Annotated in this window: 26 protein-coding genes; 14 read left to right on the top strand and 12 right to left on the bottom strand. The window is 72.0% G+C overall.

The window, feature by feature from the left end; translation table 11 throughout:
* Positions 1-157 precede the first annotated feature (157 nt).
* From ASC58_RS01785 to ASC58_RS01800, 4 genes are read left to right on the top strand one after another with little or no spacing between them, the layout of a single operon-like run.
* The gene (locus tag ASC58_RS01785) at positions 158-634 is read left to right on the top strand and encodes an Lrp/AsnC family transcriptional regulator (protein ID WP_200947704.1); all 477 of its coding nucleotides are present in this window, start codon (positions 158-160) and stop codon (positions 632-634) included.
* Positions 631-2,028, top strand: a complete 1,398-nt coding sequence (locus ASC58_RS01790) for an aspartate aminotransferase family protein (protein WP_056915110.1) — start codon at positions 631-633, stop codon at positions 2,026-2,028. The genes ASC58_RS01785 and ASC58_RS01790 overlap by 4 nt, the downstream gene beginning before the upstream one ends.
* Positions 2,029-2,041: 13 nt before the next feature.
* Positions 2,042-3,451, top strand: coding sequence for an FAD-binding oxidoreductase (locus ASC58_RS01795; protein ID WP_082552839.1), 1,410 nt, complete (start codon positions 2,042-2,044; stop codon positions 3,449-3,451).
* Between the two features lie 47 nt (positions 3,452-3,498).
* Positions 3,499-3,888: a pyridoxamine 5'-phosphate oxidase family protein gene (locus ASC58_RS01800; protein WP_056915111.1), complete on the top strand. Its 390-nt coding sequence runs from the start codon at positions 3,499-3,501 to the stop codon at positions 3,886-3,888.
* Positions 3,889-3,904: 16 nt separating this feature from the next.
* Here the strand turns inward: ASC58_RS01800 and ASC58_RS01805 are convergent, their stop codons facing one another.
* On the bottom strand, positions 3,905-4,903 hold the full coding sequence (locus tag ASC58_RS01805; protein ID WP_056915112.1) for a phosphotransferase: 999 nt from the start codon (positions 4,901-4,903) through the stop codon (positions 3,905-3,907).
* Positions 4,904-4,944: 41 nt separating this feature from the next.
* On the opposite strand from ASC58_RS01805, the gene ASC58_RS01810 reads away from it, so the two are divergent.
* The 4 genes from ASC58_RS01810 to ASC58_RS01825 are packed head-to-tail and all read left to right on the top strand — an operon-like array spanning position 4,945 to position 7,821.
* Positions 4,945-6,081 (top strand): LOG family protein, encoded by a 1,137-nt coding sequence (locus ASC58_RS01810; protein ID WP_056915113.1) that lies wholly within the window; start codon positions 4,945-4,947, stop codon positions 6,079-6,081.
* The gene (locus ASC58_RS01815; protein ID WP_056918190.1) at positions 6,078-6,914 is read left to right on the top strand and encodes a YndJ family protein; all 837 of its coding nucleotides are present in this window, start codon (positions 6,078-6,080) and stop codon (positions 6,912-6,914) included. The genes ASC58_RS01810 and ASC58_RS01815 overlap by 4 nt, the downstream gene beginning before the upstream one ends.
* Positions 6,911-7,435 carry a DUF1990 family protein gene (locus ASC58_RS01820; RefSeq protein ID WP_056918191.1) on the top strand — a complete coding sequence of 175 codons (525 nt, stop codon included), beginning with the start codon at positions 6,911-6,913 and terminating at the stop codon, positions 7,433-7,435. The genes ASC58_RS01815 and ASC58_RS01820 overlap by 4 nt, the downstream gene beginning before the upstream one ends.
* Entirely contained in the window at positions 7,432-7,821 is a 390-nt protein-coding gene (locus ASC58_RS01825; RefSeq protein ID WP_056915116.1) for a VOC family protein, read from the top strand. Before ASC58_RS01820 ends, ASC58_RS01825 begins: the two co-directional genes overlap by 4 nt.
* A 216-nt stretch (positions 7,822-8,037) precedes the next feature.
* On the opposite strand, the gene purU is transcribed toward ASC58_RS01825, so the two are convergent.
* From purU to rlmN, 3 genes are read right to left on the bottom strand one after another with little or no spacing between them, the layout of a single operon-like run.
* Complete coding sequence (gene purU, locus ASC58_RS01830) at positions 8,038-8,910, bottom strand: formyltetrahydrofolate deformylase (protein ID WP_056918444.1); 873 nt, start codon at positions 8,908-8,910, stop codon at positions 8,038-8,040.
* A 21-nt stretch (positions 8,911-8,931) separates the two neighbouring features.
* Complete coding sequence (locus ASC58_RS01835) at positions 8,932-10,155, bottom strand: hypothetical protein (RefSeq protein ID WP_056918192.1); 1,224 nt, start codon at positions 10,153-10,155, stop codon at positions 8,932-8,934.
* A 48-nt stretch (positions 10,156-10,203) separates the two neighbouring features.
* Entirely contained in the window at positions 10,204-11,418 is a 1,215-nt protein-coding gene (rlmN, locus tag ASC58_RS01840; RefSeq protein WP_056915118.1) for a 23S rRNA (adenine(2503)-C(2))-methyltransferase RlmN, read from the bottom strand.
* A 94-nt stretch (positions 11,419-11,512) separates the two neighbouring features.
* Between rlmN and ASC58_RS01845 the strand changes: the two genes are divergently transcribed.
* A complete protein-coding gene (locus tag ASC58_RS01845; RefSeq protein ID WP_056918193.1) occupies positions 11,513-12,496 on the top strand; it encodes a hypothetical protein in 984 nt (327 codons plus the stop codon).
* A gap of 72 nt (positions 12,497-12,568) precedes the next feature.
* Here the strand turns inward: ASC58_RS01845 and ASC58_RS01850 are convergent, their stop codons facing one another.
* The 3 genes from ASC58_RS01850 to pyrH all read right to left on the bottom strand — a co-directional run bounded on the left by ASC58_RS01850 (position 12,569) and on the right by pyrH (position 14,879).
* Positions 12,569-13,462 (bottom strand): phosphatidate cytidylyltransferase, encoded by an 894-nt coding sequence (locus ASC58_RS01850; protein WP_082552919.1) that lies wholly within the window; start codon positions 13,460-13,462, stop codon positions 12,569-12,571.
* A 44-nt stretch (positions 13,463-13,506) separates the two neighbouring features.
* Positions 13,507-14,064 carry a ribosome recycling factor gene (gene frr / locus ASC58_RS01855; RefSeq protein WP_056915120.1) on the bottom strand — a complete coding sequence of 186 codons (558 nt, stop codon included), beginning with the start codon at positions 14,062-14,064 and terminating at the stop codon, positions 13,507-13,509.
* Positions 14,065-14,153: 89 nt separating this feature from the next.
* A complete protein-coding gene (gene pyrH, locus ASC58_RS01860) occupies positions 14,154-14,879 on the bottom strand; it encodes a UMP kinase (protein ID WP_056918445.1) in 726 nt (241 codons plus the stop codon).
* Between the two features lie 221 nt (positions 14,880-15,100).
* Between pyrH and ASC58_RS01865 the strand changes: the two genes are divergently transcribed.
* Positions 15,101-17,062, top strand: coding sequence for a M13 family metallopeptidase (locus tag ASC58_RS01865; RefSeq protein ID WP_056918194.1), 1,962 nt, complete (start codon positions 15,101-15,103; stop codon positions 17,060-17,062).
* An 8-nt stretch (positions 17,063-17,070) separates the two neighbouring features.
* Positions 17,071-17,658, top strand: coding sequence for an antibiotic biosynthesis monooxygenase (locus ASC58_RS01870; RefSeq protein WP_056915122.1), 588 nt, complete (start codon positions 17,071-17,073; stop codon positions 17,656-17,658).
* A 310-nt stretch (positions 17,659-17,968) separates the two neighbouring features.
* On the opposite strand, the gene tsf is transcribed toward ASC58_RS01870, so the two are convergent.
* Together tsf and rpsB are read right to left on the bottom strand one after the other, a co-directional pair.
* Complete coding sequence (gene tsf / locus ASC58_RS01875) at positions 17,969-18,799, bottom strand: translation elongation factor Ts (protein ID WP_056918195.1); 831 nt, start codon at positions 18,797-18,799, stop codon at positions 17,969-17,971.
* Between the two features lie 51 nt (positions 18,800-18,850).
* Entirely contained in the window at positions 18,851-19,813 is a 963-nt protein-coding gene (gene rpsB / locus ASC58_RS01880) for a 30S ribosomal protein S2 (protein ID WP_056915124.1), read from the bottom strand.
* Between the two features lie 346 nt (positions 19,814-20,159).
* Here rpsB and ASC58_RS01885 point away from each other — a divergent pair, with 346 nt between their 5' ends.
* Complete coding sequence (locus ASC58_RS01885) at positions 20,160-21,449, top strand: MFS transporter (RefSeq protein ID WP_157598331.1); 1,290 nt, start codon at positions 20,160-20,162, stop codon at positions 21,447-21,449.
* Between the two features lie 6 nt (positions 21,450-21,455).
* Here ASC58_RS01885 and ASC58_RS01890 read toward each other — a convergent pair whose 3' ends face one another.
* Positions 21,456-21,821: an SET domain-containing protein-lysine N-methyltransferase gene (locus tag ASC58_RS01890; RefSeq protein ID WP_162246807.1), complete on the bottom strand. Its 366-nt coding sequence runs from the start codon at positions 21,819-21,821 to the stop codon at positions 21,456-21,458.
* A 58-nt stretch (positions 21,822-21,879) separates the two neighbouring features.
* Here ASC58_RS01890 and ASC58_RS01895 point away from each other — a divergent pair, with 58 nt between their 5' ends.
* Entirely contained in the window at positions 21,880-23,040 is a 1,161-nt protein-coding gene (locus tag ASC58_RS01895) for a pyridoxal phosphate-dependent aminotransferase (protein WP_082552842.1), read from the top strand.
* A 240-nt stretch (positions 23,041-23,280) separates the two neighbouring features.
* The gene (locus ASC58_RS21475; protein ID WP_235529050.1) at positions 23,281-23,895 is read left to right on the top strand and encodes a M23 family metallopeptidase; all 615 of its coding nucleotides are present in this window, start codon (positions 23,281-23,283) and stop codon (positions 23,893-23,895) included.
* Between the two features lie 19 nt (positions 23,896-23,914).
* On the opposite strand, the gene ASC58_RS01905 is transcribed toward ASC58_RS21475, so the two are convergent.
* Both ASC58_RS01905 and ASC58_RS01910 read right to left on the bottom strand, forming a co-directional pair.
* Positions 23,915-24,748, bottom strand: a complete 834-nt coding sequence (locus ASC58_RS01905; protein WP_056915127.1) for a DUF3152 domain-containing protein — start codon at positions 24,746-24,748, stop codon at positions 23,915-23,917.
* Positions 24,749-24,905: 157 nt separating this feature from the next.
* The gene (locus ASC58_RS01910) at positions 24,906-25,841 is read right to left on the bottom strand and encodes a tyrosine recombinase XerC (protein ID WP_235529051.1); all 936 of its coding nucleotides are present in this window, start codon (positions 25,839-25,841) and stop codon (positions 24,906-24,908) included.
* Between the last annotated feature and the right edge of the window lie 3 nt (positions 25,842-25,844).

The raw sequence follows: 25,844 nt of genomic DNA on the forward strand, positions 1-25,844 counted from the left end.
TACGGATTCCGGTGGTTGGCACTGTAGCCCCAGCACCACGGATTTCAATAGGTTCTCGACACTTGGATGCGGAAATCAACACCGATTTAACAAATCAGCAACCGATTCCGTCGCGAGGGGACTTGCGCCAAACGAGATCCAGCGACACCATGGCCGCGTGACCCGCACTCCCAGCAACGGCACCGACGTGCGCCTCGACGACGTGTCGAAGGCGATCATCGAGCAGCTGCAGGAGGACGGGCGGCAGTCCTACGCCACGATCGCCAAGCGCGTCGGGCTGTCGGAGGCGGCGGTGCGCCAGCGGGTGCAGCGCCTCCTCGACCAGGAGGTCATGCAGATCGTCGCCGTCACCGACCCGCTGCAGGTGGGGTTCCGACGCCAGGCGATGATCGGCATCCGCGTCGACGGGGACCTGACGCCTGTCGGTGACGCGTTGTCGGCCATGGCTGAGGTCGACTACGTCGTCACCACGGCAGGGTCCTTCGACATCCTCGCGGAGGTCGTCTGCGAGGACGACACGGAGCTGCTCGAGCTCCTCACCAAGCGGATCCGGACCCTCCACGGGGTCCAGTCGACCGAGACCTTCGTCTACCTGAAACTCAACAAGCAGCACTACAACTGGGGTACCCGATGAGCATCGATTCCACGTCCACGACGCCGGCCGGCACCGCATACGCGGACGCTGCCCGGGACCACCTGTGGATGCACTTCACCCGCCACTCGACGTACGAGGAGGGCGGCAAGGTCCCCGTCATCGTGCGCGGCGAGGGCCACAAGATCTGGGACGACCACGGCAAGGAGTACATCGACGGGCTCGCGGGCCTGTTCGTCGTGCAGGTCGGGCACGGTCGCCAGGAGCTCGCCGACGCGGCGGCCCGGCAGGCCAAGGAGCTCGCCTTCTTCCCGCTGTGGTCCTACGCCCACCCCAAGGCCATCGAGCTCGCCGAGCGCCTCGCCGCAGGCGCACCGGGCGACCTCAACCGCGTCTTCTTCACCACCGGTGGTGGCGAAGCCGTCGAGACCGCGTGGAAGCTGGCCAAGCAGTACTTCAAGCTCACCGGCAAGCCCACCAAGCACAAGGTGATCAGCCGGTCGGTGGCCTACCACGGCACCCCGCAGGGCGCCCTCTCGATCACGGGGATCCCGGCCGCCAAGGAGATGTTCGAGCCGCTCGTCCCGGGCGCGTTCAAGGTCCCCAACACCAACCACTACCGCGCGCCTGAGCACCTGCGTGACGACGAGAAGGCGTTCGGCCGCTGGGCCGCCGACCGCATCGCCGAAGCCATCGAGTTCGAGGGCCCCGACACCGTCGCCGCCGTCTTCCTCGAGCCGGTGCAGAACTCCGGCGGGTGCTTCCCGCCCCCGCCCGGGTACTTCGAGCGCGTCCGCGAGATCTGCGACGAGTACGACGTGCTCCTGGTCTCCGACGAGGTCATCTGCTCGTTCGGCCGCATCGGGTCGATGTTCGCCTGCGACGACTTCAACTACGTCCCCGACATCATCACCTGCGCCAAGGGCATGACCTCCGGGTACTCCCCCATCGGCGCGATGATCGCCAGCGAGCGCCTCTTCGAGCCGTTCAAGAAGGGCACGACGAGCTTCCCGCACGGCTACACCTTCGGTGGCCACCCGGTGAGCTCGGCGGTGGCGATGGCCAACCTCGACATCTTCGACCGCGAGGGCCTCAACGACCACGTCAAGGAGAACGCCCCGAAGTTCCGGGCGACCCTCGAGAAGCTGCTCGACCTGCCGATCGTCGGCGACGTCCGCGGAGCCGGGTACTTCTACGGCATCGAGCTCGTCAAGGACAAGGAGACCCGCGAGACGTTCAACGACGCGGAGTCCGAGCGGCTGCTGCGTGGCTACCTCTCCAAGGCCCTGTTCGACGCCGGCATCTACTGCCGCGCCGACGACCGCGGGGACCCGGTCATCCAGCTCGCGCCGCCGTTGATCATCGGGCAGACCGAATTCGACGACATCGAGAGCCGCCTCCGGTCGGTCCTCAAGGACGCCGAGAAGCACCTCTGACCCGGCCGCCCTCGTGACCCAGCCACTCTGGTCCGAGGCAGCACGGCGGGAGGGCTCGAGTGCCGCGTCGTCGGCGCACGAGCCCTCCTCGCCGTCCCTGCCCGGAAGCTCCTCGTCCCCCGCTCCCCTGCCCGCCCGAGCCGACGTCGTCATCGTCGGTGCCGGCTTCACCGGGCTCTGGACGGCGCACTACCTGCTGCTGGCGCAGCCCTCGCTCGACATCGTCCTGCTCGAGGCCCGGCACGCCGGGTTCGGGGCCAGCGGGCGCAACGGCGGGTGGGTCTCCGCCCTGTGGCCGGTCGGACCCGACACACTCGCGCGACGCTCGGGCCGGGCGGCGGCGGAGGCGATGCTGGCCGAGCTGCGGCACACCGTCGACGAGGTCGGCACCGCCGCGGAATCTGCGGGGATCGACTGCGGATTCCGCAAGGGCGGCACCCTCGGTCTCGCCCGTTCCGAAGCCCAGGTGGTCCGCGCCCGCGCCGAGGTCGCGCACTCGGCCTCGTGGGGCACCGGCACCCGGTGGCTCGACGCGGCGGAGGCGACCGAGCGGCTCGCGGCCGAGGGCGTCCTCGGTGCGACGTACAACCCGAGCTGCGCGCGGGTGCACCCGCGGCGGCTCGTCGACGGACTGGCTGCCACGGTCCGCGGGCAGGGAGCCCGGATCCACGAGGGTGTGCGCGTCGAGGCCATCGAGCCCGGGCTGGCCCGGCTCGACGACGGCCGCACCGTGCGCGCGCGGCACGTCATCCGGGCCACGGAGGGCTTCACCCCCGTCCTGGCGGGGCACCGTCGCACGGTCGCGCCCGTCTACTCGCTCATGGTCGCCACCGAGCCGTTGCCGGCGCAGCTGTGGGAGCAGATCGGGTTGGCGCAGCGCGAGACCTTCGCCGACCACCGCCACGTCATCATCTACGGCCAGCGCACCGACGACGACCGGCTCGCCTTCGGTGGCCGGGGCGCGCCGTACCACTTCGGGTCACGGGTCAGGCCCGAGTTCGACCACGAGGCAACGGTTTTCGCCGACCTGCGCGCCACCCTTCGCGACCTCCTCCCGCAGATCCGGCAGGTCGAGTTCACCCACGCGTGGGGCGGCCCCCTCGGGATCGCCCGTGACTGGCACCCCTCCGTCGGCCACGACCCTGCCACCGGGCTCGGCTGGGCCGGTGGTTACGTCGGTGACGGCGTCGCCGCCAGCAACCTTGCGGGCCGCACCCTCGCCGACCTGGTGCTGGGGCGCCATACGGCCATCACCGACCTCCCGTGGGTCGGGCACCGCAGCCGGCGCTGGGAACCGGAACCCGCTCGGTGGGTCGGGATCAACGCCGGGCTGCGCCTGGCCCACGCCGCCGACCGCGAGGAGGCGCGCACGGGACGCCCCGCCCGGATCGGGCGGCTCCTCGAGGCCCTCACCGGCCATTGAACCGGCACGCCCCGGCGCCGGCGGCGGGTCGCTGGCAGACTTCGAGGGTGTCCACGCCCCCCGCAGAGCTGTCCGCCGCCGCCCTCGAGTTCGTCACCGTCCGCCACCTGGCGACCCTGACCACGCTGCGCCCCGACGGCAGCCCGCACGTCGTCCCCGTCGGGTTCACCTGGGACCCCGAGGCCCTCGTGGCCCGGGTCATCACCAGCGGGGCGAGCCGCAAGGCGCGCAACGCCGCGGCCGGCAGCCGGGCGGTCCTGTGCCAGGTGGACGGGCGGCACTGGCTGTCCTTCGAGGGACCGGCCCGCGTCCGCACCGACCGCGAGTCCGTGGCGGACGCCGAGCAGCGGTATGCCGCCCGCTACCGCGTGCCCCGCGAGAACCCCGAGCGCGTGGTGATCGAGGTCGCCGTGGACCGGGTCCTCGGCAACGTCTGACTCCTCGCTGTCGACGTCAGGGGCCCTGCTCCGGCTCCTGCGGCGGGAAGGGCTCGTGGGTGAGGCGCAGGTAGTACAGGGGTGAGTCGCCCCACTCGGCGAGCTCGTCCGGCTGGGCACCACGAATCGCTCCCAGCCAGGTGAACGACCGGTTCACGGCGTGGGTGACCATCGCCGGGCCCATCAGCGACTCGAGGGAGTCGCGGTCCAGCACGTCCGCCCACACTCGCGCGTACGCGTCGAGGAGGGCGTCCCACGGGTGGTGCGTGACGCGGGTCGAGTAGCCGTGGGGAACGGCGAGCACCTCGAGCACATGGGCCCACTGGGCGTCGCCGAAGTCGAAGAACCGCAACGCCCCGTCGACGACGAAGACGTTCCGCGGGTGCAGGTCCCCGTGCTCGAGGCTGGACGGCAGGGGGCCTGCGACCAGGGCGGCGACAGCGGCCTCGACGTCACCGATCCGCGAGCGCAGGGAGCCCGCCTCCTCGGCCGTCAGGTGGGAGGGGTGGCCGTCCGGGAGGGCGGCGAGCTCGTCGACCAGCCACAGGTACCGCGCGGGGACCGTGGGCGGGGAACAGTCGGGCAGGCCGGCGCCGACCAGCTCGTCACGGTGGGCTGCCGTCCGGCGCTGCACCGTCGCGGCTGCCGTCAGGAGCCCCTGCCAGTCCTCCAGCGTCGCGTCGCGGCTGTCCCCGAGCGTGGCCCCCCGGTCCGCGGTGATCATCCAGCCGCGGCCGGCGTCCACGGCCAGCGGTGCCTCGACCTCGGTCGGCTCCAGCCGGGCCAGGGCAGCGTGCACGGCGGGTTCGAAGGCGGCGGAGGCACAGTTGGCCTTGAACCACACCCTGCCCCGGTCCGTCGGCACCACGAGCTGGGTCGACCACGGCCGGATCCTCGGCTGCTCGAGCGGGCCCGTGACGCGGCGACCGACGCGCCGCAGCTCCTCCTCGACCCAGCGGGTCGCCTCGCCCCGCCAGGCCTCACCCGCGACGCGCGTCGAGAACAGCTCGCCCATGCCGCGACTCTAGACAGCGACCGGCCGTCTAGAGTCGCAGCATGGTCCGGCGCGAGGTGGAGTCGCTCCCCGCGCTCGAGGCCCTGCTCGCCTCCGGCAAGCCGCTCACCGGGGTCCGGCTGCAGGACCTCGACCTCACGGGCCACGAGGCGCAGCTCCTGGGGCGCACCGACCTCACCGGCCTCGTCGTCCTCGGGGGTCGACTGTCCCCAGAGCTCGACGCGCACCTGCGCGCCCACCGTGCGCTCGTCTTCCCCACCGACCCGCACGCTCCGGTGGACCCCTACCGGGCCACCCTCTACTCACCCGCCGAGCTGTATGCCGGCCTGTCCGAGCACGGCTACGACGCCACCCCGGACTCCCGCGCGTACCGGTGGGCGCGTGACGGCAGCAGGCACCACGACGCCTTCGCCACGCTGCTGCGCGCCATCCACGACGACTCCATCAGCGACGCCCTCGACGAGTTCGTGGACTGTCGCCCGCTCGTGGGGGTGATGGGCGGCCACGCGCTCGACCGCGGCCGCACGGCATACGCCGAGGCAGCGCTGGCCGGCCACCGCCTCGCGCGGCTGGGGGTCATCGTGGCCACCGGCGGAGGACCGGGTGCGATGGAGGCGGCCAACCTCGGTGCGTTCGCCGACGACGAGCAGGCCCTGGAGAGTGCCCTCCGGCGGCTCGCGGCCGTCCCCTCGTTCCGACCCGACATCGGTGCCTGGGCGTCGCTCGCGCTCGAGGTGCGCCAGGAGCTGCGCACGGACGTGCGGGCCGACGACACCGGCGCCCGCAGCCTCGGCATCCCCACGTGGTTCTACGGCCACGAACCACCGAACGTGTTCTGCGACGGCATCGGCAAGTACTTCTCGAACGCCATCCGTGAGGACGGCCTCCTCTCGCGCGCCACCGCCGGGGTGGTGGTGCTCGAGGGCGCGGCAGGGACGGTGCAGGAGGTGTTCCAGGCGCTGACCCCGTCGTACTACGCCGCCGACGACGAGACCCTCGCCCTCCCGCCGGTCGTGCTCGTCGGTCAGGAGTACTGGACGGACACCGTCCCGATCTGGGCAGCCGTGCGTGCCCTCGGGCAGGGGCGGGCCCTCGGCGACGCCCTGCACCTCGTGGACACCGTGGACGAGGCGGTCGCCGTCATCGCCTCCTCACCGGGGCGGGAGGCTGTCCGGTGACCGTGGTCGTCAACCTCGTCGTCACGCTCGGCATGCTCGTGATCGTCCCGTTGGGGCTCCGGCTGCTGCCCGTGGCCGGCACCCTCGCGCTGGCCCGTGCCTACCCCGTCTTCGCCGTGCCCGGCGTCGTCGCCCTCTGGCTCCCCCGCGGCGTCCTCTCCACGACGCTGGCCGGCTGGTACGGCGTCGGCACGTTGCTGCTGGCGTTGCTCGGCGTCCGCCACGGGTGGAACTGCTTGTCCCGCAGGACCCTCCGCGGCGCAGATGCCGCGGCCGTCACGGCACTGGTGTGCCCGGCGATCGCGGCGTTCGCCCTGGTGAGCGAGCGCGCGTCGACCGAGGTGTTCGGGTTCAGCCTGAAGATCCTCGCCCTCACCGTGCCGCACTTCCACTTCGCGGGGTTCGCCGCCGCCCTGGTCGCCCACCTCGTGGCGACCACCCATCCGAGCCCGGTGACGACGGCGGCGGCCTGGTCCGTGCCGTCCGGCACCCTCGTCGTGCTGCTCGGCTACTTCGTCAACGACGAGGTCGAGCTGCTGGGGGCGGTGATCCTCACCGCCGGCATGTGGCTGGTGGGCTGGACCCTGTGGACCCGGGGACGGGCCGGGACCAGGGACTCGCGCACCCGGCTGCTCCTCGGGGTCAGTGCCGTCACCCTCGTCCTGACGATGCTGCTCGCCCTCGACTGGGCCCTGGGCCACGTCGTCGACGCCGTGCCGCACCTGCCCATCGAGTGGATGGCCTGGACCCACGGACTGGCGAACGCCGTCGGCTTCGCCCTGTGTGCCCTCTGCGCCCTCGCGCGCCCGACCCGGATCGAGAGCCGACCATGAAGCTGACCGACCTCGCCCACCTGCCCCTCACCTACGAACCGCGCGGGCTGACCCTCGACGGGCCGATGCCGCAGGGTTTCCACCACCTCGAGGTGGAGCGCCGGCTGGGAGCCGGCGACGCGGCATACGCCCGGGCGGCGGATGCGCTCATGCGGTGGGCGCCGCAGCGCGGGATCGGTCTGCGTCCGGTGGCGACGGCACCCCGCGCTGCCGAGGGCGTCGAGATCCTCAGCCACCTCGTGGTGCTGCCTGTTCCGTGCCGGGTCGTGTGGACCGTGGAAGGACCGGAACGCACGGGGTTCGGGTACGGCACGCTGCGCGGCCACATCGAGAGCGGCGAGGAGGGCTTCCTCGTCGAGCGCCGCGGCGACGAGGTGTATGCCGTGATCCGCGCCTACGCCCGGGCGGCGACGCTCCTGGCCCGGCTGGGTGGACCCGTGAGCTGGCAGCTGCAGAGAGTTGCGGCGCTGGGGTACCTGCGTGCGCTGCAGCGAGCCGCGGACGGCAGGATGGCACCATGAGCCAGCGCCTGAACCTCGTCACCCTGCTCGTCCGCGACTACGACGAGGCCCTCGAGTTCTACTGCGGCGCAGTCGGGTTCGAGCTCGTCGAGGACACCGACCGGGGCGACGGCACGCGCTGGGTCGTCATCCGTCCGGCCGGCTCGGACGGTACCCAGGTCCTGCTCGCTCGCGCCAGCACCCCCGAGCAGGTCGCCCGCGTCGGGGACCCCGGGGGCGGACGGGTCATGCACTTCCTCGGCACCGACGACTTCGCCGCCGACCACGCGCGGATGGTCGCGGCCGGGGTGCGCTTCCTCGAGGAGCCCCGCCACGAGGAGTACGGCGACGTCGCGGTCTTCGAGGACCTCTACGGCAACCGCTGGGACCTCATCCAGCCCCGCTGACGTCCCCACTCTCCACCCGGCCACCCGGCCCGACACCCCGGCCCCCGACACCCCCGCCCCCCGCGCCGCACGCAAAGCGGGTGTCGTTCGGCGACCCGGGACTTATTTGTCGGTGCCTTGCGGAACGACACCCGCTTTGCACGTGTCCCGGTGGGCGTCGAGAGCCCAGCCGCGAGCCGCGGGGCCGACGCGCGGCCGACTGGCTGGCTACCTGGGTCAGTCGAAGACGATGGTGCGGCGGCCGCGCAGGACGACGCGGTGCTCGGCGTGCCAGCGGACGGCTCGCGCCAGGGCCATGGCCTCGAGCTCCTGCCCCACGGAGGCCAGCTGCGCCGGGCTCATCCGGTGGTCGACCCGGCGGAAGTCCTGCTCGATGATCGGCCCCTCGTCGAGGTCGGCCGTCACGTAGTGCGCCGTCGCCCCGATGACCTTGACGCCGCGGTCGTGCGCCTGGGTGTACGGCTTGGCACCCTTGAAGCTGGGCAGCAGCGAGTGGTGGATGTTGATGATCCGCCCCGGCAGGTCGGCGCAGAGGTCGGCGGACAGGATCTGCATGTACCGCGCCAGGACGATGGTGTCGGCCCGGTGCTCGGCGATGAGGTCACGCAGCTGCTGCTCCGCGGCGGGCTTGGTGTCACGGGTCACCGGGACGTGGTGGAACGGCACCCCGTGCCATTCCGCGAGACCCCGGAAGTCCTCGTGGTTGGACACGATGGCCGGGACCTCGACGGGCAGCGACCCGCTCTCGACCCGGAACAACAGGTCGTTGAGGCAGTGTCCCTGCTGGCTGACCATGACGAGGACGCGCCGCCGCTGGGACAGGTCGTGCACGGCATACTCCATCGCGAACTCCGCCGCCACGGGCGCCAGTCCGGCGTCGACCTCGGCCACCGGCAGGGCCGCCCCCTCGCGCACGAGGTGCATGCGCAGGTGGAACTCCCCCGAGGTGGCGTCCGCGAACTGCTGGCTGTCGAGGATGGTCATCGCCAGGTCGAGCATGACCCCCGAGACGGCGTGGACGATGCCACGGCGGTCGGGGCAGGAGACGGTGAGGACGAACTCGCGGCCGCTCTCGGCGGACGCCGGCATGGACTGGTGCACCCGGACAGCCTAGGGGCGGGTCAGCAGCACGATCCCCAGGCACATCTCGTCGGTCGTCCCCTCGCCCCACACGACGTACCGCTCGGGCACGCCGGCGAGCGCGGGCAGCTGGTCGCGCAGGCCCTGGTCGTGCCGGCAGGTGACCGTGAGGGTGTCGCCGGGCTTCACCCTGACCGCGGGCGTCACCGGCTTGCTCCCCTGGTTGTCGAAGTCCCAGATGGGCAGGTCGAGGATGGTGCGCTCACCCTTCTTGCCCTGGTTCACCACGACGGAGATGCTGCGCCCCAGCAGGTGCATGTGCCCCGCGACCGCTCGTATGGTGCCCGGCTGGGTCACCGGGCGGGTGCACGACTGCGTGGGCGTGGCCTTGATCGGCCCGCACAGCAAGTGCAGGAGGTTCGCGGTCGAGCCGGCCGCGGCGCCGAACCGCTGCTGCACGTCGGCCACGGCAGCCTGACGCGCACACAGGGGTCCGGTGTGTCCGGGGCGGCACGGCAGCTCGACCGGGCCCGGGAGCAGGACGGTCTCGAGGGTCTTGCGGGTGCCGTCGTCGGCCGCGACCCGCAGCCGGGCTGCCGAGGTGTCCGGGGAGTCACCCGCGAGCAGGTTGTAGTGGACCTGCATGACGATGCGGGTCCCCGGTGCCAGGGGCATGCCCAGGTCCTTGGCCAGCAGGCTCTCGCCGCCGCCGGGTGCCCACGCCCCCAGCCACGGTGCGTCGTCGAGGGTGCTGCCCTGGCTCTCGACGCCGGTGCCACCGAAGCAGGTCCAGCCCTGCCCGGGCTCCGCCGCGTCCTTCGCCTGGGCCACCGCCACCTTGTCCGGCGGGATCCGGAACAGGATGACGTGGTGGACGACGTCCGGGTTGCCCGGCAGGACGTTGATCCCCGTGACCACGGACTTCGCGGTGAGGTGCGGGTCGAGCAGGAAGCAGCGGTAGTCGTCCGTCCCCGGGGCGGCCGGCGCCTTCGGTGTGTATGCCGCCGGCATCCGCAGCGTGACGAACCGTTCGCCGGTGCGCAGCGGCGCGACCGGCTTGGTCGTGGTCGCGCCGTGGGCCGCGTGCCCCGACGTCGTCGTGGCAGTGGCTGCCGGTGTCGTCGTGGCCGGCGGTGCCGCGGTCGCTGCGGACCCGGCTGTCGTCCCTCGGCTGGCGCAGGCCGTGAGCACGAGGGCTGCGACCGCGGCCATGGCGCACCCGGTGAGGGCGCGACGGGCGGGGTGGCGGTGCATCACCTCATGAGTGTAGGCAGCGCCGGCGTTCCGGGAGGTGGTTCGGCCTCAGGCGGTCGAGGCGGCGAGCTGGCCGCAGGCCCCGTCGATGTCCTGGCCACGGGTGTCGCGGATCGTCGTCGGGATGCCGTGCGCCCGCAGCCGTTCGACGAACTGCTGCTCGACACCGGGGCGGGAGGCCGTCCACTTCGAGCCGGGAGTCGGGTTCAGCGGGATCGGGTTGACGTGCACCCAGCCGCGACCGCGGGCGTTGAGCTTCTTCCCGAGCAGGTCGGCCCGCCAGGCGTGGTCGTTGATGTCCTTGATCAGGGCGTACTCGATGCTGACCCGGCGCCCGGTTGCCTCGTAGTAGCGGTAGGCGGCGTCGAGCGCCTCGTCGACGCTCCAGCGCGTGTTGATCGGCACGAGCTCGTTGCGCAGCTCGTCGTCGGGGGCGTGCAGCGACAGGGCGAGCGTCACCGGGATGCCCTCGGCCGCGAGCTTGTCGATGGCCGGCACGAGACCGACCGTCGACATGGTGATGCCGCGGGCCGACATGCCGAGGCCGTCGGGCGCCGGGTCGGTCATCCGGCGGATGGCGCCGATCGCGGCCTTGTAGTTGGCCAGCGCCTCACCCATGCCCATGAACACGACGTTGGAGATGCGGGTCGGGCCGCTCACCTCCGGGGCGCCGTCCTCGTCGCCGAGCTCGGCGGCGTCGACCGCCCCCTCGGTGGTGACCGACGCGGCGAGCTCCCCGCTGCGCAGCATCCGGGCCGCCTGCACGACCTGCTCGACGATCTCACCGGCCGACATGTTGCGGGTCAGACCCGCCTGTCCGGTGGCGCAGAACGGACAGTTCATGCCGCAGCCGGCCTGGCTGGAGATGCAGATGGTGACGCGCCTGGGGTACCGCATGAGGACGGACTCCACGATGGCCCCGTCGTGCAGCTTCCAGGCCGACTTGATGGTCATGCCGTCGTCGGCGGTGCGCTGGACGTGCGGCGTCAGGAGTGTGGGGAGCAAGTCGGCCACGAGCTGGTCGCGGACCCCCTTGGGCAGGTCGGTCATCTCCTCAGGCGAACCGACGAGGCGCTCGAAGTAGTGCGTCGACAGCTGCTTGGCACGGAATCCCTTGTGCCCCAGCGCCTCCACCGCTTCCTTGCGCTCGGCCGGCGACAGGTCGGCGAGGTGGCGCGGGGGCTTGCCCCGTCGCGGCGCGGTGAACGTCAGGGCTCCGGGGGCGGGGCGCTGCGCGGTGGGCTCGGGGAGGGAGGTCGTCATGGCTCCCCCAGTTTCGCAGCCACCCACCGGAACTGCCCAATCGTCGGGGCACCGGCCTAGGGTGGGGCGCACCGACCAGGGGAGGAACTGCGCCGTGGGGCTGTTCTCACGCAGGAAGGGTTCGCCGGGCCCGGACGAGCCGTCGCGCCCGGGTTCGGGCGGCCACAGCGGCCCACGGCGGGTCGACGACGCCCTGACGATGTTCGAGGAGTCCGATGCCGCCACCTTCCGGTCCACGGTCCGCGAGACGCTCGCGGAGATGGGTTTCGAGGTCACCGTGCTCGCGGACCACGTGACGACCGACGACGGCCGCCAGTGGGGCCTGTGGAACCTCGGTGCCGGGTGCGCCGGCACCCCTCACGACCAGTGGCCGGCCACCGTCCGCGCGCACTTCACCACGGTCATGGCCGGCGCCGACGACGAGCCCCTCACCGCGGCATACCTCGAGGCGCACGTCGTCAGCCGGCTGATGGAGGAGGACGGCCTGCGCCAGACCCCGGACTGGGTCGACCGCGGGCTGGAGTGGGCCCCGGGGGTGCGGGAGGTGGTCGTCGTCGACACCCCGGAGACGGTCCAGGTCCTGCCGCCGGCCGCGTTCGAGGAGTTCAGGCCGCTGGGACCGTGGTTCGACCGCGGGCTGGCCAACCTGCGGGCCCAGCTCGACACCGAGACTTTCCAGCTCGAGGCGGTCACCCATGGCGACTCGACGTTCTGGTGCCTGCTCGGCGACAGCGTCTACACGGCCAGCCTGGCCCTGCTCCTGCCGGACGTGGTGCAGCGGTATGCCGCGCAGCCCTTGTCGGACAAGGGCGTCCTGTTCGCGATCCCGTTCCGTCACCAGCTCGCGTTCCACGTCGTCGACGAGCCGCAGGCCGCCCTGGACGCGCTGATGGTGATGCCGCAGTTCGCCGCCGCGGGGTTCCTGGAGGGCAGCGGCCCGGTGAGCCCGAGCGTCTTCTGGTGGCAGGAGGGCCGGGTGCGTCAGGTCTCCACGATGACCGCGGACCGGCGGCTGTCGGTCACGCCCGGCCCCGAGCTCGAGGTGCTGCTCGGGATGACCCGCGGCGACGAGGCCTGAGCCCACGAGACCCGAGCCGACGAGGCCCGAGCCGACGAGGCCTGGACCGACGAGACGCAGCCTGACCGGGCCTCAGACGGGGACGAGCCAGGCGAGCAGCGCCCACGCGACCGGAGCGACCAGCACGAGCGAGTCGAGGCGGTCCATGATGCCGCCGTGCCCGGGGAGGATGTTGCTCATGTCCTTGACGCCGAGGTCGCGCTTCACGGTCGACTCGGTGAGGTCGCCGACGGTCGCCGCCACGGCCACGCAGGCACCCAGCAGCGCGCCACCCCAGGCAGGGCCGTCGAGGAGCAGGACCACGGTGATCGCCCCGCCGGCGACGCACGTGATGACCGAACCGGCGAAGCCCTCCCACGACTTCTTGGGGCTGACCGACGGAGCCATCGGGTGCTTGCCGAAGATCACGCCGAAGACATAGCCACCCACGTCGCTGAGCACCGTGACGAGGATGAAGGCGACGACCCGGCGCGACCCGTCGTCCGGCCGCAGCATCAGGGCCGCGAACCCGGCGAGGAACGAGGGGTACACCGCGACGAAGAAGCCTCCGGCGAGGTCGCGGACGGCGTCGAGCACCCCGTCGGCGATGCGCCAGAGCAGGATCCCGACGCAGGTGAGGCCGAGGGTGAGGACCAGCGCCTCGCCACCGCCGATGTAGGCGGAAAGGATCATGCTCACGCTGCCGACGACGCTGGGCACCAGTGGGACGGCGATGGAGACCTGCAGCAGGGCGCGGCGCAGCTCCCAGACGCCCACGGCGACCGCCGCGACCACGATGACGAGCATCAGCTCCTTGAGCAGGAGCAACGAGCCGACGATGAGGATGCCGAGCCCGACCCCCACCGCGATGGCCGCGGGGAGGTCGCGGCCCGCGCGCGACGGCTTGGTCACGGGCGCGCCGGAGTCCGCGTCGTCCGGGACGTCACGGCGTTGACGGCGCGCACTGCGGGAGGAGGGAGCGGACATGTCGGACGTGAGCGAACGTCCTCGGGTGGTGGTCGGCGGGCGCCTCACACCTCGAGGAGCTCGGCCTCCTTGCCCTTGAGCAGCTCGTCCACGCTGTCGACGTACTTCTTCGTCGTGGCGTCGAGCTCCTTCTCGCCGCGGGCGCCGTCGTCCTCGCCGATGTCGCCGTCCTTGACGAGCTTGTCGATCTCGTCCTTGGCCTTGCGGCGGATGTTGCGGATCGACACCTTGGCGTCCTCGCCCTTGGTGCGGGCGAGCTTGATGTAGTCCTTGCGGCGCTCCTCGGTGAGCATCGGGAGCACGCAGCGGATGACGTTGCCGTCGTTGCTGGGGTTCACGCCGAGGTCGGAGTCGCGCAGGGTCTTCTCGATCTCGCTCATCGCCGACTTGTCGAACGGGGAGATGAGGATGGTGCGCGCCTCTGGCGTCTGGAAGGAGGCGAGCTGCTGCAGGGGGGTCGGGGCCCCGTAGTAGCTGACCATGAGCTTGTTGAACATGCCCGGGGTCGCGCGGCCGGTGCGGATGCCGGCGAAGTCGTCCTTGGCGACCTCGACGGCCTTGTCCATCTTCTCCTCGGCCTCGAGGAGAGTCTCTTCAATCATGTTCCGGCTCCTTCTCGGGCGGTCCCGGTGGGGGCCGCCGGTGGTGTGTGGTCAGTCGTGGGTCGGGCAGGTCGCGGTGGTGGGCCGACTCACCCAGGGATGACCAGCGTCCCGATCCTCTCACCGCGCAGCGCCTTGACGACGTTGCCCTCGCCCTCCATGCCGAAGACGACCATGGGCAGCTTGTTGTCCATGCAGAGGCTGAACGCTGCCGTGTCCACGACCCGCAGCCCGCGCTGCATGGCCTCGGTGTAGGTGATCTCGTCGTACTTGGTGGCGGAGGAGTTGGTGCGGGGGTCGGAGTCGTAGACCCCGTCGACCCCGTTCTTGCTCATGAGCACGGCGTCGCACTTGATCTCGAGCGCACGCTGGGCCGAGACGGTGTCGGTGGAGAAGAACGGCATGCCGGCGCCGGCGCCGAAGATGACCACGCGGCCCTTCTCGAGGTGCCGGATCGCGCGGCGCGGGATGTACGGCTCCGCGACCTGACCCATCGTGATCGCGGTCTGCACGCGCGTCTCGATGCCCTCCTTCTCGAGGAAGTCCTGCAGCGCGAGGCAGTTCATCACCGTGCCGAGCATGCCCATGTAGTCGGCCCGGGTGCGGTCCATGCCCTGCTGCTGCAGCTCGGCGCCGCGGAAGAAGTTGCCGCCGCCGATGACCACGGCGACCTCGATCCCCCCACGCACGGACTCGGCGATCTGGCGGGCGATCCCACGGACGACATCGGGGGCCAGGCCGACCTTGCCGCCACCGAACACCTCGCCCGAGAGCTTGAGCAGCACTCGGCGGCGCAACCCGGGAGACCCGTCGATGGACGATCCGGTTGGGGTCTGCTCGGGGGCAGAAGTCACGACAGATCCTCCTGAAGCTGTACTGGCGGTCACCGCATACTTCCACACCTCCCGTGATCCTCCGCCTCGGCGGTCGTCCCCGGGTTGGGCTCGTGGACCCCGCGCGTGGCAGGGTTGGCCGAGGTGGGCCCCGAGCGTGGGCACGCCCACCCACGGCACAGCAGGCAGCGAAGGAGACGCACATGAGGTCAGGCATCCTCCCCGGGCACCGCGACGACGCGGTCCGGCCCCAGGACGACCTGTTCGGCTACGCCAACGGCACGTGGGTGCGGGAGACCGAGATCCCCGGCGACCGCGGCCGCTATGGCACCTTCGACATGCTGCGCGAGCAGTCCGACGAGCGGGTCCGCCGCCTGATCGACCGCGCGGCGGCCGACACCAGCGCCGAAGCCGGTTCGCCCACCCGCAAGGTCGGCGACCTCTACCGCTCCTTCATGGACGAGGAGAAGGTCGAGTCGCTGGGGCACACGCCCATCGACGCCGACCTCGCCGACATCGCCACGGTGACCGGCACCGACGAGCTCTTCCGCACGATGGGCCGCCTGCAGCGCCAGGGCGTCCCCGGCGTGCTCGGCTTCTACGTCGCCCCCGACGCCAAGAACCCCGACGAGTACACCCTGTACCTCTCCCAGGGCGGCCTCGGCCTCCCCGACGAGTCCTACTACCGCGAGGAGCGGCACGCAGCCGTCCTCGCGGCATACCTCCCGCACGTCGCCCGCATGCTCGACCTGGTGGGCATCGGCGGGGGCGCCACCGACCCCGACTCACCCGCCGCGCGCGTGGTGGCCCTCGAGACGACCCTCGCCGGCCACCACTGGGACAACGTCGCCACCCGCGACGCGGTGAAGAGCTACAACCCGTACGGCCGCTACGACCTCGAGGACCTCGGGCCCGAGGTGATGTGGTCGGACTACATCCGCGGGCTCGACGCCCAGGGCGCGTTCGAGAACGTCGTGGTGGGCCAGCCCAGCTTCCTCGACGGCCTGTCGGTGGCGCTGGACGAGATCGGGATCGACGACTGGAAGGCGTGGCTGTCCTTCCACCTCGTCAGCTCGGCCGCCCCGCTGCTCAGCCGCGAGTTCGTCGACGCCGAGTTCGACTTCTCCGGACGCGTCATCAGCGGGCTGCCCGAGAACCGCGAGCGCTGGAAGCGTGGCGTCTCCCTCGTCGAGGGAGCCATCGGCGAGGCCGTGGGCCAGCTGTATGCCGCGGAGCACTTCCCGCCGGAGGCCAAGGACCGGATGCTCACCCTCGTCGGCAACCTCGTCGAGGCGTTCCGGCGCTCCTTCGACGGGCTCGACTGGATGGGACCGGAGACGCGGACCCAGGCGCTCGAGAAGCTGGAGTCGTTCACCCCCAAGGTCGGCTACCCCGACGTGTGGCGCGACTACTCGGCCCTCGAGATCGACGACGACCTCGTGGCGAACGTCCGCCGGGCCAACGAGTTCGAGTTCGAGCGGGAGCTGGCCAAGCTGGGCGGCCCGATCGACCGCGACGAGTGGATGATGCTCCCGCAGACGGTCAACGCCTACTACCACCCGATGCTCAACGAGATCGTGTTCCCGGCCGGCATCCTCCAGCCGCCGTTCTTCGACCTGGACGCCGACGACGCCGTCAACTACGGCGGCATCGGTGCGGTCATCGGTCACGAGATCGGCCACGGCTTCGACGACCAGGGCTCGCGGTACGACGCCCGGGGCGCGCTGCGCGACTGGTGGACCGAGGAGGACCGCGCCCGCTTCGACGAGCGGACCCAGGCCCTCATCGCCCAGTTCAGCGAGCTGTCCCCCCTCGCGGCACCGGACGACAAGGTCAACGGCGCACTCACCGTCGGCGAGAACATCGGCGACCTCGGCGGCCTCGCGATCGGCTACTCCGCCTACCGCATCGCCACCGAGGGCGAGCAGGTCGCCGAGCTCGACGGCCTCACCGGGCCGCAGCGGTTCTTCGTCGGCTGGGCGCAGGTGTGGTCGGGCAAGGCGCGGACCGAGGAGGCCAAGCGGCTGCTCGCCATCGACCCGCACTCCCCCATGGAGATCCGGGCCAACGCCGTGCGCAACTACGACGAGTTCCACGAGGCGTTCGACGTCCGCGAGGGCGACGGCATGTGGCTCGCGCCGGACCAGCGCGTCCGCATCTTCTGAGCACCTCGATGCCCGACACCCTCCGCGACGACCCGCCGGTCACCGTCGCCATCACCCGGCGGGTCCGTCCGGAGGACGAGCAGCTCATGCAGGCGTGGGTCGAGGCCGGGACCTCGCTCGCGCAGAACTTCCCGGGATTCCTCGGCACCGGCTGGCTGCGGCCCGGCCCCGGGTCGCGTGAGTGGCACATGCTCTACCGCTTCGACTCCCGCGCGAGCCTGCTGCTCTGGGAGGAGTCACGCGAGCGCACCATGTGGTTGCGCTCGGCCCAGGACCTCGTGCAGCACACCCGCGTGGAGCACCGCACCGGCATCGAGGGCTGGTTCGACGAACCCCAGCACCGCCCCGCGGACGACGCGGGCGACCCCGTGCCCCCTGCACCCCCTCGCTGGAAGCAGGCCGTGACGATCTGGACGGCGTTCTTCCCGACCAACCTGCTGTTCACGTGGCTGCTGGTGCCGTTGACGCACGCGTGGCCGCTGGCGCTGCGGGTCCTGTTCATGACCCTGCTGCTCACCCCGGTCATGACCTACCTCGTGCTGCCGCAGGTCACCCGGCTCCTGCAACCCTGGTTGGTCAGAACCCGGCGTTCCTGAGCATGAACTCGGTCTCGGTGTCGCGCCCGCCCCGCGGGTCCGGACCGGGGTCGACGTCCTGGGTCGTCGTCATCTCCTCCGGCGGGACACGCTCCGGCAAGTGCGTGAAGTCCCGCGGTTCACGGGTGCGTGGCGCCTTCGCGGTGGTCCTGCGTGCTCTCCACATACCTCAGTATGCCGCGGACCCGGGCCGCGCACGCGCCATCCGCCCGGGCACGCGCCCTAGGCCGCCCACGCGCGAGGCCCGCCCCCCGAAGGGGACGGGCCTCGTGAACTGCGGTGGGCCTGAGGGGCCCGGGTGGAGCGGGTGTCAGCTGCCGACGCGGAAGCGGGCGAACGACGTCGCGGTCGCGCCGGCCTCCTCGAGCACCTTGGCGACGGTCTTCTTGGCGTCCTTGGCGAACGGCTGCTCGAGCAGGACGTTCTCCTTGAAGAAGCCGTTGACGCGACCCTCGACGATCTTCGGGAGGGCGGCCTCGGGCTTGCCCTCCTCCTTCGCCGTGGCCTCGGCCACGCGACGCTCGTTCTCGACGGTGGTCGGGTCGACCTCGTCGCGGCTGAGCACCGTGGGGCTGAACGCCGCGACGTGCATCGCGACGTCGCGGACGACCTGCTCGTCGCCACCGTCGGCGCCGACGAGGACACCGATCTGCGCGGGCAGGTCGGGGCTGGTCTTGTGCAGGTACGACACGACGACCGGGGCCTCGACGCGGGCCACGCGCTTGACCTCGATCTTCTCGCCGATGGTCGCGTTCGCGTCGTCGAGCAGCTGCTTGACGGTACGACCGTCCTCGAGGCTGCTCGCGAGCAGAGCGTCCGCGTCGGAGACGCCGGACGCCACGGCCTGCGTGAGGACCTGGTCGGCGAGGGCGATGAACTTCTCACCCTTGGCGACGAAGTCCGTCTCGCAGAGGACCTCCACGAGGGTGCCCGTGCCGGCGCCGGAGCGGGCCGTGACCAGCCCGTTGGACGCGGTGCGCCCCTCGCGCTTGGTGACGCCCTTCTGGCCCTTCACCCGAAGGATCTCGGTGGCCTTGGCACGGTCGCCGTCAGCCTCGTCGAGGGCCTTCTTGACGTCGAGCATGCCGGCGCCGGTGGACTCACGCAGCGCCTTGATGTCAGCGGCGGTGTAGTTCGCCATGTGTGTTTCTCAGCTCTTCTCTGTCAGCAGTGCGGTCGGTGGGACGAGTGCTCAGGCCTTGGCGTCGGCGTCGGCCTCGGCCGGAGCCTCGGCAGCAGCGTCGGTCGCCTCGGCGGCAGGCGCCTCGGTGGCCTCGGCGACGGGCGCCTCGGTCGTCTCGGCAGCTGCAGCCTCGGGAGCGTCCGCGGCAGCGGTCTCGCCGGCCTCGGGGGCCACCGCGTCAGCGGTCTTGGCGGCGTCGCCACCGAGGAGCTCGCGCTCCCACTCGGCCAGCGGCTCGTCGGTCGCGACGACACCCTCGGCCTGCTCGCCGGACTTGCCGGCGGAGCGGGACATGAGGCCGTCGGCCACGGCGTCGGCGATGACGCGGGTCAGCAGCGTGACGGAGCGGATCGCGTCGTCGTTGCCGGGGATCTTGTAGTCGACCTCGTCGGGGTCGCAGTTGGTGTCGAGGATCGCGATGACCGGCAGGCCGAGCTTGCGCGCCTCGTCGACCGCGAGGTGCTCCTTCTTGGTGTCGACGATCCACACGGCCGAGGGGACCTTGGCCATGTTGCGGATGCCGCCCAGGGTCTTCTCGAGCTTGTCGCGCTCGCGCTTGAAGATCAGGAGCTCCTTCTTCGTGAAGCCGGAGGCCGCGACGTTGTCGTAGTCCAGCTCCTCGAGCTCCTTGAGGCGCGTGAGGCGCTTGGAGATCGTGTTGAAGTTGGTGAGCATGCCACCGAGCCAGCGGTGGTTGACGTACGGCATGCCGACGCGGGTCGCCTGCTCGGCGATGGGCTCCTGGGCCTGCTTCTTCGTGCCGACGAAGAGGATGGAGCCGCCGTGGGCGACGGTCTCGCGGACGAACTCGTACGCGTTGTTGATGTACGTCAGCGACTGCTGCAGGTCGATGATGTAGATGCCGTTGCGCTCGGTCATGATGAAGCGCTTCATCTTGGGGTTCCAGCGACGGGTCTGGTGCCCGAAGTGGACGCCGCTCTCGAGGAGCTGGCGCATGGTAACGACGGCCATGCCGTGTCTCCTATGTGTCGTTGTCAGTTTCGTCGGACCCGCCATGGGGGCGTGGTCCTGCCTGGCGTCTGGCCGCACCCCACCGGCACCCTGGCCGGACTGCTGTGGTGCGCCCCGGGTTCGGAGGAAACCTCGTCACCCGGCGAGAAGACGCGCGAATTAGGCCTCCGCGTGCGAGCACACGGTGACCGTCGTCCATCGTACGTGCTGGGCGGGGTGATCGAGAAATCCACCGCCCCGGCCCGGTCCCCGGCCCGGTCCCGGCCCTTTCCTGGCCCGCGTCGCCCGGTGACACGGGGGAAATGGGGGCGACGACGCGCCCCGCCCGGCGTAGGGTGCCCGACTTGTGGCTCCCCTCCTGTCCCGCCTCGGTGAGTGGGTCGCACCTGCGCGGATGGGCGTCCCGTTCCGCTGGAACCTCGCGTCGTCGTGGGTCGGCCAGCTGGGGGACGGCATCGCCCTGGCCGCCGGGCCCCTGCTCGTCGCCTCGCTGACCCGCGACCCCAGCCTCATCGCCGCCGCGGCGATGGTGCAGAACCTCCCGACCCTCCTGCTCGGCCTGTATGCCGGCGCCGTCGCCGACCGCGTCGACCGGCGGCGGCTCGTGCTGGCGGCCAACCTCGTGCGCGTGGTCGTGCTCGCGGTCCTGGCTGCGACGATCGCGACCGGCACGGTGTCGATCACCCTGCTCCTGGTGACGCTGTTCGCCGTGGGCGTGGCCGAGCTGTTCGCCGACACCGGGTGGCGGGCCGTGCTCCCGATGATCGTCCCCAAGGCGGACCTGGGCATCGGGAACGCCCGGCAGATGTCGGGGTTCCTCGTGGCCAACCAGTTCATCGGTCCGGCCGTGGGGGCCAGCCTCTTCGCGCTGGGCTCCGCCGTGCCCTTCGGGGTCCAGGGCTGCGCCCTGCTGTTCTCCGCAGCCCTCTTCACCAAGGTCCGGCTGCCGCGGGAGGACGACACGGTCCGCCCGGAGCAGCACATCGGCCACGACATCCTCGACGGCCTGCGCTGGATCGCGGGGAACGCCCCCATCCGGACCCTGACGCTCATCATCTTCATCTTCAACGTCACCTGGGGCGCTCCGTGGGGCGTCCTCGTCTACTGGGCCCAGGAGCGGCTCGGTGTGGGAGCGGTCGGGTTCGGCCTGCTCACGACGTGCTCGGCGATCGGTGGGGTCACGTCCGTCCTGCTCTACGACCGGCTCGAGGCGAGGGTGCCGCTGGCCCGGCTCATGAAGATCTGCCTCGCCCTCGAGGTGCTCACCCACCTCGCACTGGCCCTGACCACCGTGGCCTGGGTCGCGATGGTGGTCATGGTCGTCTTCGGTGCGTACGCGTTCGTCTGGGGGTCGCTCTCCTCGGCGGTCCGGCAGCGCGCCACCCCCAACGAGCTGCAGGGCCGCGTGGGGAGCGTGTACTGGCTGGGCCTGATCGTGGGGCTGCTCGTCGGGCAGCTGCTCGGTGGCCTCATCGCCCGGCACTTCGGGGCGGCAGCACCGTTCTGGTTCGCGTTCGTGGGCGCCGGGGTCACGCTGCTCGCCGTGTGGCGCCAGCTCGACCACATCGCCCACGTCGACGGCGCACGGTCGGAGCCGGCGTCCGGGCAGGCACCCGTCGAGGCGACCGAGGACTGAACCGGCTCAGGCCGTGGCGTCGACCGCCCGCTGGACCACCGGGGCCAGGTGGCCGGCGTAGCGCCGCTGCACCTGGGGGATGCGCCAGTCGTCGCCGGTGACGAGCTGGCGGCAGCGGTAGGTCTCGCAGTGGCAGCGCACGACCATCTCGGGGTCGGTCGAGCCCGTCGCGTAGTCCAGGGTGAGCTCCTCCCCCGGATCGACGTCGCGGAAGGCCACGACGCGCTCGCCGTCGGCCGCCCACGCCAGCGTCGGGTCGCACGAGTGGTTCAGGGCCGCGACGTCCACCGCGACCGCCTCGCCCCGGGCCAGTCCCCCGGTCGTGAACCACCCGCGCCCGGCGATCGTGGACAGCTGCCGTTCGATGGCCATGGCCGCAGGGTACGCGCGGCGGCCTGCGAACCCGGCGCAGGCGGCATACCGTCGGCGCATGGCTTCTCCCCTCGTCGCCCGCATGCACGGTTTCGGGACCACGATCTTCGCCGAGATGACCGCGCTCGCCACCGAGCACGGCGCGGTGAACCTCGGGCAGGGCTTCCCCGACACCGACGGTCCGCGCGAGATGCTCGACGCCGCCAAGGCCGCCATCGACGGCGGGCGCAACCAGTACCCGCCCGGCCCCGGCGTCCCCGAGCTGCTCGACGCCGTGGCGGCGCACCAGTCCCGGTTCTACGGCCTCGAGGTCGACCCGCGCTCGGAGGTGCTCGTCACCGTCGGTGCGACCGAGGCGATCGCCGCCACCATCCTGGCGCTGTGCGAGGTGGGCGACGAGGTGGTCACCTTCGAGCCCTACTACGACTCGTACGCCGCGTCGATCGCCCTCGCGGGAGCGGTGCGCCGTACCTCCGTGCTCCGGTTCCCGGACTTCGCCGTCGACGAGGCGTCGCTGCGCGCCGCGTTCTCGCCACGGACGCGGCTGGTCCTGCTCAACACCCCGCACAACCCGACCGGCAAGGTCTTCACCCGGGCCGAGCTCGACCTGATCTGTTCCCTGGCAAGGGAGTTCGACGCGTGGGTCGTCACCGACGAGGTCTACGAGCACCTCGTGTTCGGGGACGCGGCGCACGTCCCGGTGGCGACGTTGCCGGGCATGCGCGAGCGCACGCTGACGATCTCCTCGGCGGGCAAGACGTTCTCGGCCACGGGCTGGAAGGTCGGCTGGGTGTCCGGTCCGGCGCAGGCGGTGGCGGCGGTGCGGACGGTCAAGCAGTTCCTCACCTTCGTCGGCTCGGGTCCCTTCCAGCCGGCCGCCGCCGTCGCCCTCGCCCTCGGCGACGAGGTGTATGCCGCGTTGTCCGGCTCGCTGGAGGCCAAGCGCGACCTGCTCGTGGCGGGGTTGCGGGGAGCCGGGCTCGAGGTGTCCGTGCCGGACGGGACGTACTTCGTCGTGGCCGATGCGGCACCGCTGGGGGCCACCGACGCCCTGGCGTTCTGCCGCGAGCTGCCCGCACGGGCCGGGGTCGTGGGTGTCCCGGTCTCGGTGTTCCACGATGACGTGGCGGCCGCCCGGACGTTGGTGCGGTTCGCGTTCTGCAAGCGGGACGAGGTGCTGGCAGAAGCGGTCCGGCGGCTCGCGGCCCTGCGGGACTGAGCGGCCGCCCCCGGCGCTGCGGGACCGAGCAGCCGCTCGCGGTCCTGCGGGAACCGGTCAGCCGCTCGCGGTCCTGCGGGAACCGGGCAGCCGCTCGCGGTCCTGCGGGAACCGGGCAGCCGCTCGCGGCCCTGCGGGAACCGGGCAGCCGTCCACAGGCGGGCCGTGCGTCCGCCCCGCGTCCACAAGCCGGCCGGACGGTGCTGGCCGTCCCCGCCTGCGGCGCGCACGGTCGAGGGCATGAGATCGCTCGCCTCCGTCCTGCTGCTTGCCGCGGCCGCGGCCCTCGCCGTCACGACCGTGTCGACCGTGGTCGCTCCTGCCCGCACGTCCGTGGAGCCACCGCAGGTGGCGACAGGCGGCGCGCCCGCACCACCCGTGCACGACACCCACGCCGCGCTCGCCGCGCCCACCGGCGACGGGCCCGTCCCGCAGGTGGCTCCTCGGGGTCGGTGGATGTGGCCCCTGACGCCCCGCCCGAGCGTCGCACGACCCTTCGTGCGGCCCGCGACGACCTGGGGAGCCGGTCACCGGGGAGTCGACCTGACCAGCTCGCAGGGCAGTGCCGTGCGCGCCGTCGACGCCGGCGTCGTCGCGCACGTGGGGGTGGTCGCGGGACGCGGGACCGTGACGGTGCTGCACCGGTCGGGTCTGCGCTCCACCTACGAACCCGTGGACCCGGGCGTCGCCGTCGGTGACGAGGTCGGCCGGGGCCAGGTGATCGGCACGGTCTCGGCAGGAGGGCACTGCCTTCCCTCCACCTGCCTGCACCTGGGTGCCCTGCGGGGGACCCGCTACCTCGACCCGATGACCTTGCTGGGCGCCGCCCGCGTCAGGCTGCTGCCGCTGAGGTGAGTCGGCCGGGGCGTCGGCGTCAGGCGCCGCTGGGGTACGGCCAGGGTGTGCAGCCCTGCAGGCTCAACGTCTGCTGGACCATGACGGGAGCCCGGTCGCCCTTCGCGGGGCAGCTGCGGTGCTGGTGACCGAGCCCGTGGCCGACCTCGTGGTTGACCTGGTACTCGCGGTACCGGGCGACGTCGGTGCCGTAGCTGTCGTCGCCGAGGACCCAGCGCCGCAAGTTGAGGACGGACCGCTCGCCGTTCCAGCAGGACACCTGCGACAGCGTCTGCATCGGCGCGCAGAGCTTGTCGGTGAGGCCGGGACTGGCCAGCGTCACGCGGATGTCGACATGAGCGCCCTGCTTGGCCTCTGCAGGGGTGACGTTGACGAACCTGATGCCGTCGACCTTCTGCCAACCGCGGCTGTCCAGCAGGACCGACTGGATCGTCGCCGCGACCGTCGTCGGGTCCACGCCGAGGCCACCCTCGATCTCGACGGTGTAGCGCACGGTGCGGCCGGAGGTGGCCGGCTTGACGGCCGGCACGGGGACGACGGTGATGGCGCCGGTGCCGTGCTGCGGGACGGACTTGGCGTCGGGTGCCGTGGTCTCCGTCGACGGGGACCCGTCCTCGGAGCTGGTCGTGGTGGTCGACGGCTTCGCGGTGGCGCGCGTCGTGGACGGAGCGGACGCCGAGGCCTTGACCGCCTGGACGGGAGCGGGGTCGTCCTTGGTCAGCTGACGGTAGGCGATGCTGCCGACCAGGACCAGGGCGATCGTCCCTGCGAGGGTGCGCCGCAGCCGCACCTTCCGGCTGGCGCGCCGACGGTGGCTGCTGGGCCGCTGGGCGGCCGGGCCTGGGGTGCTCACGTGCTCGGTCCGGACCTCTCCTGGGGGATCGGTGGCAGGGGCGCCACCTGGTGGGGTGGCAGGTCACGACGGGACACCATTGTCGCCCCTGCACGCTCCGCGGGGTGGGACGGCACGCCCGAGCGGGCCGAAGGGGTGAACCTCGACTCGGTCGTCCTCATGCGCGCGGATGGGCCTGGCGGTAGGACTGCTTGAGGCGGTCGACCGACACGTGGGTGTAGATCTGCGTCGTGGCCAGGGACGCGTGCCCGAGCAGCTCCTGCACGAGCCGCAGGTCGGCGCCGCCCTCGAGCAGGTGCGTCGCCGCGCTGTGCCGCAGCCCGTGCGGGCCCACGTCGGGCGCATCCGGCACGTGGGCCAACAACGTGTGCACCGCGGAACGGATCTGACGGGGGTCGGCCCGGCGACCTCGGCGGCCGAGCAGCAGGGCGGGGCCGCTGTCCTGCGTCACCACCTGGGGTCGGCCGAGCTCCAGCCAGGCCACCACGGCGTCTCGGGCGGGGGCCCCGAACGGCACGGTGCGTTCCTTGCCGCCCTTGCCCATGACCCGGACGACTCCCCTGTCCAGGTCGACGTCGTCGACGTCGAGGGCAGTGAGCTCACCCACGCGGATCCCGCTGGCGTAGAGCAGCTCGAGGGCGGCGCGGTCGCGCAGGTGCAGCGCGTCCTGGTCGTCACTGGCCACGGCCGCGATGTCGAGCAGCGCGGTGGCATCGGCCTGGCGCAGGACCTCGGGCAGGTGGCCCCCGCGCTTGGGTGCCGCAAGGCGCAACGAGGGGTCGAGCGCGATCCGGCCGGTCCGGGTCGCCCACCCGAGGAAGGTGCGAGCGGCCGCCGACCGGCGCGCGATCGTGGCCCTGGCCGCCCCCGCCTGCGCCTGCGCCGCCAACCACGCCCTCAGGTCCTTCAAGGTGACGTCCGCGGGGCCGTCGATGCCGGCCTCCCCGAGGAAGCGGACGAGGGTGCGGACATCGCCGAGATAGGCCCGCACGGTGTGCTCCGAGCGCCCGCGCTCGCTGCGCAGGTGGCGCTCGAAGGAGGCGACGGCCTCCGCCCAGGCGTCCACGTCGTCCACCCCCTGTGCCTTTTCCACGTC

It is taken from the genome of Phycicoccus sp. Root101 (assembly GCF_001426245.1).
Classification (GTDB): Bacteria; Actinomycetota; Actinomycetes; order Actinomycetales; family Dermatophilaceae; genus Pedococcus.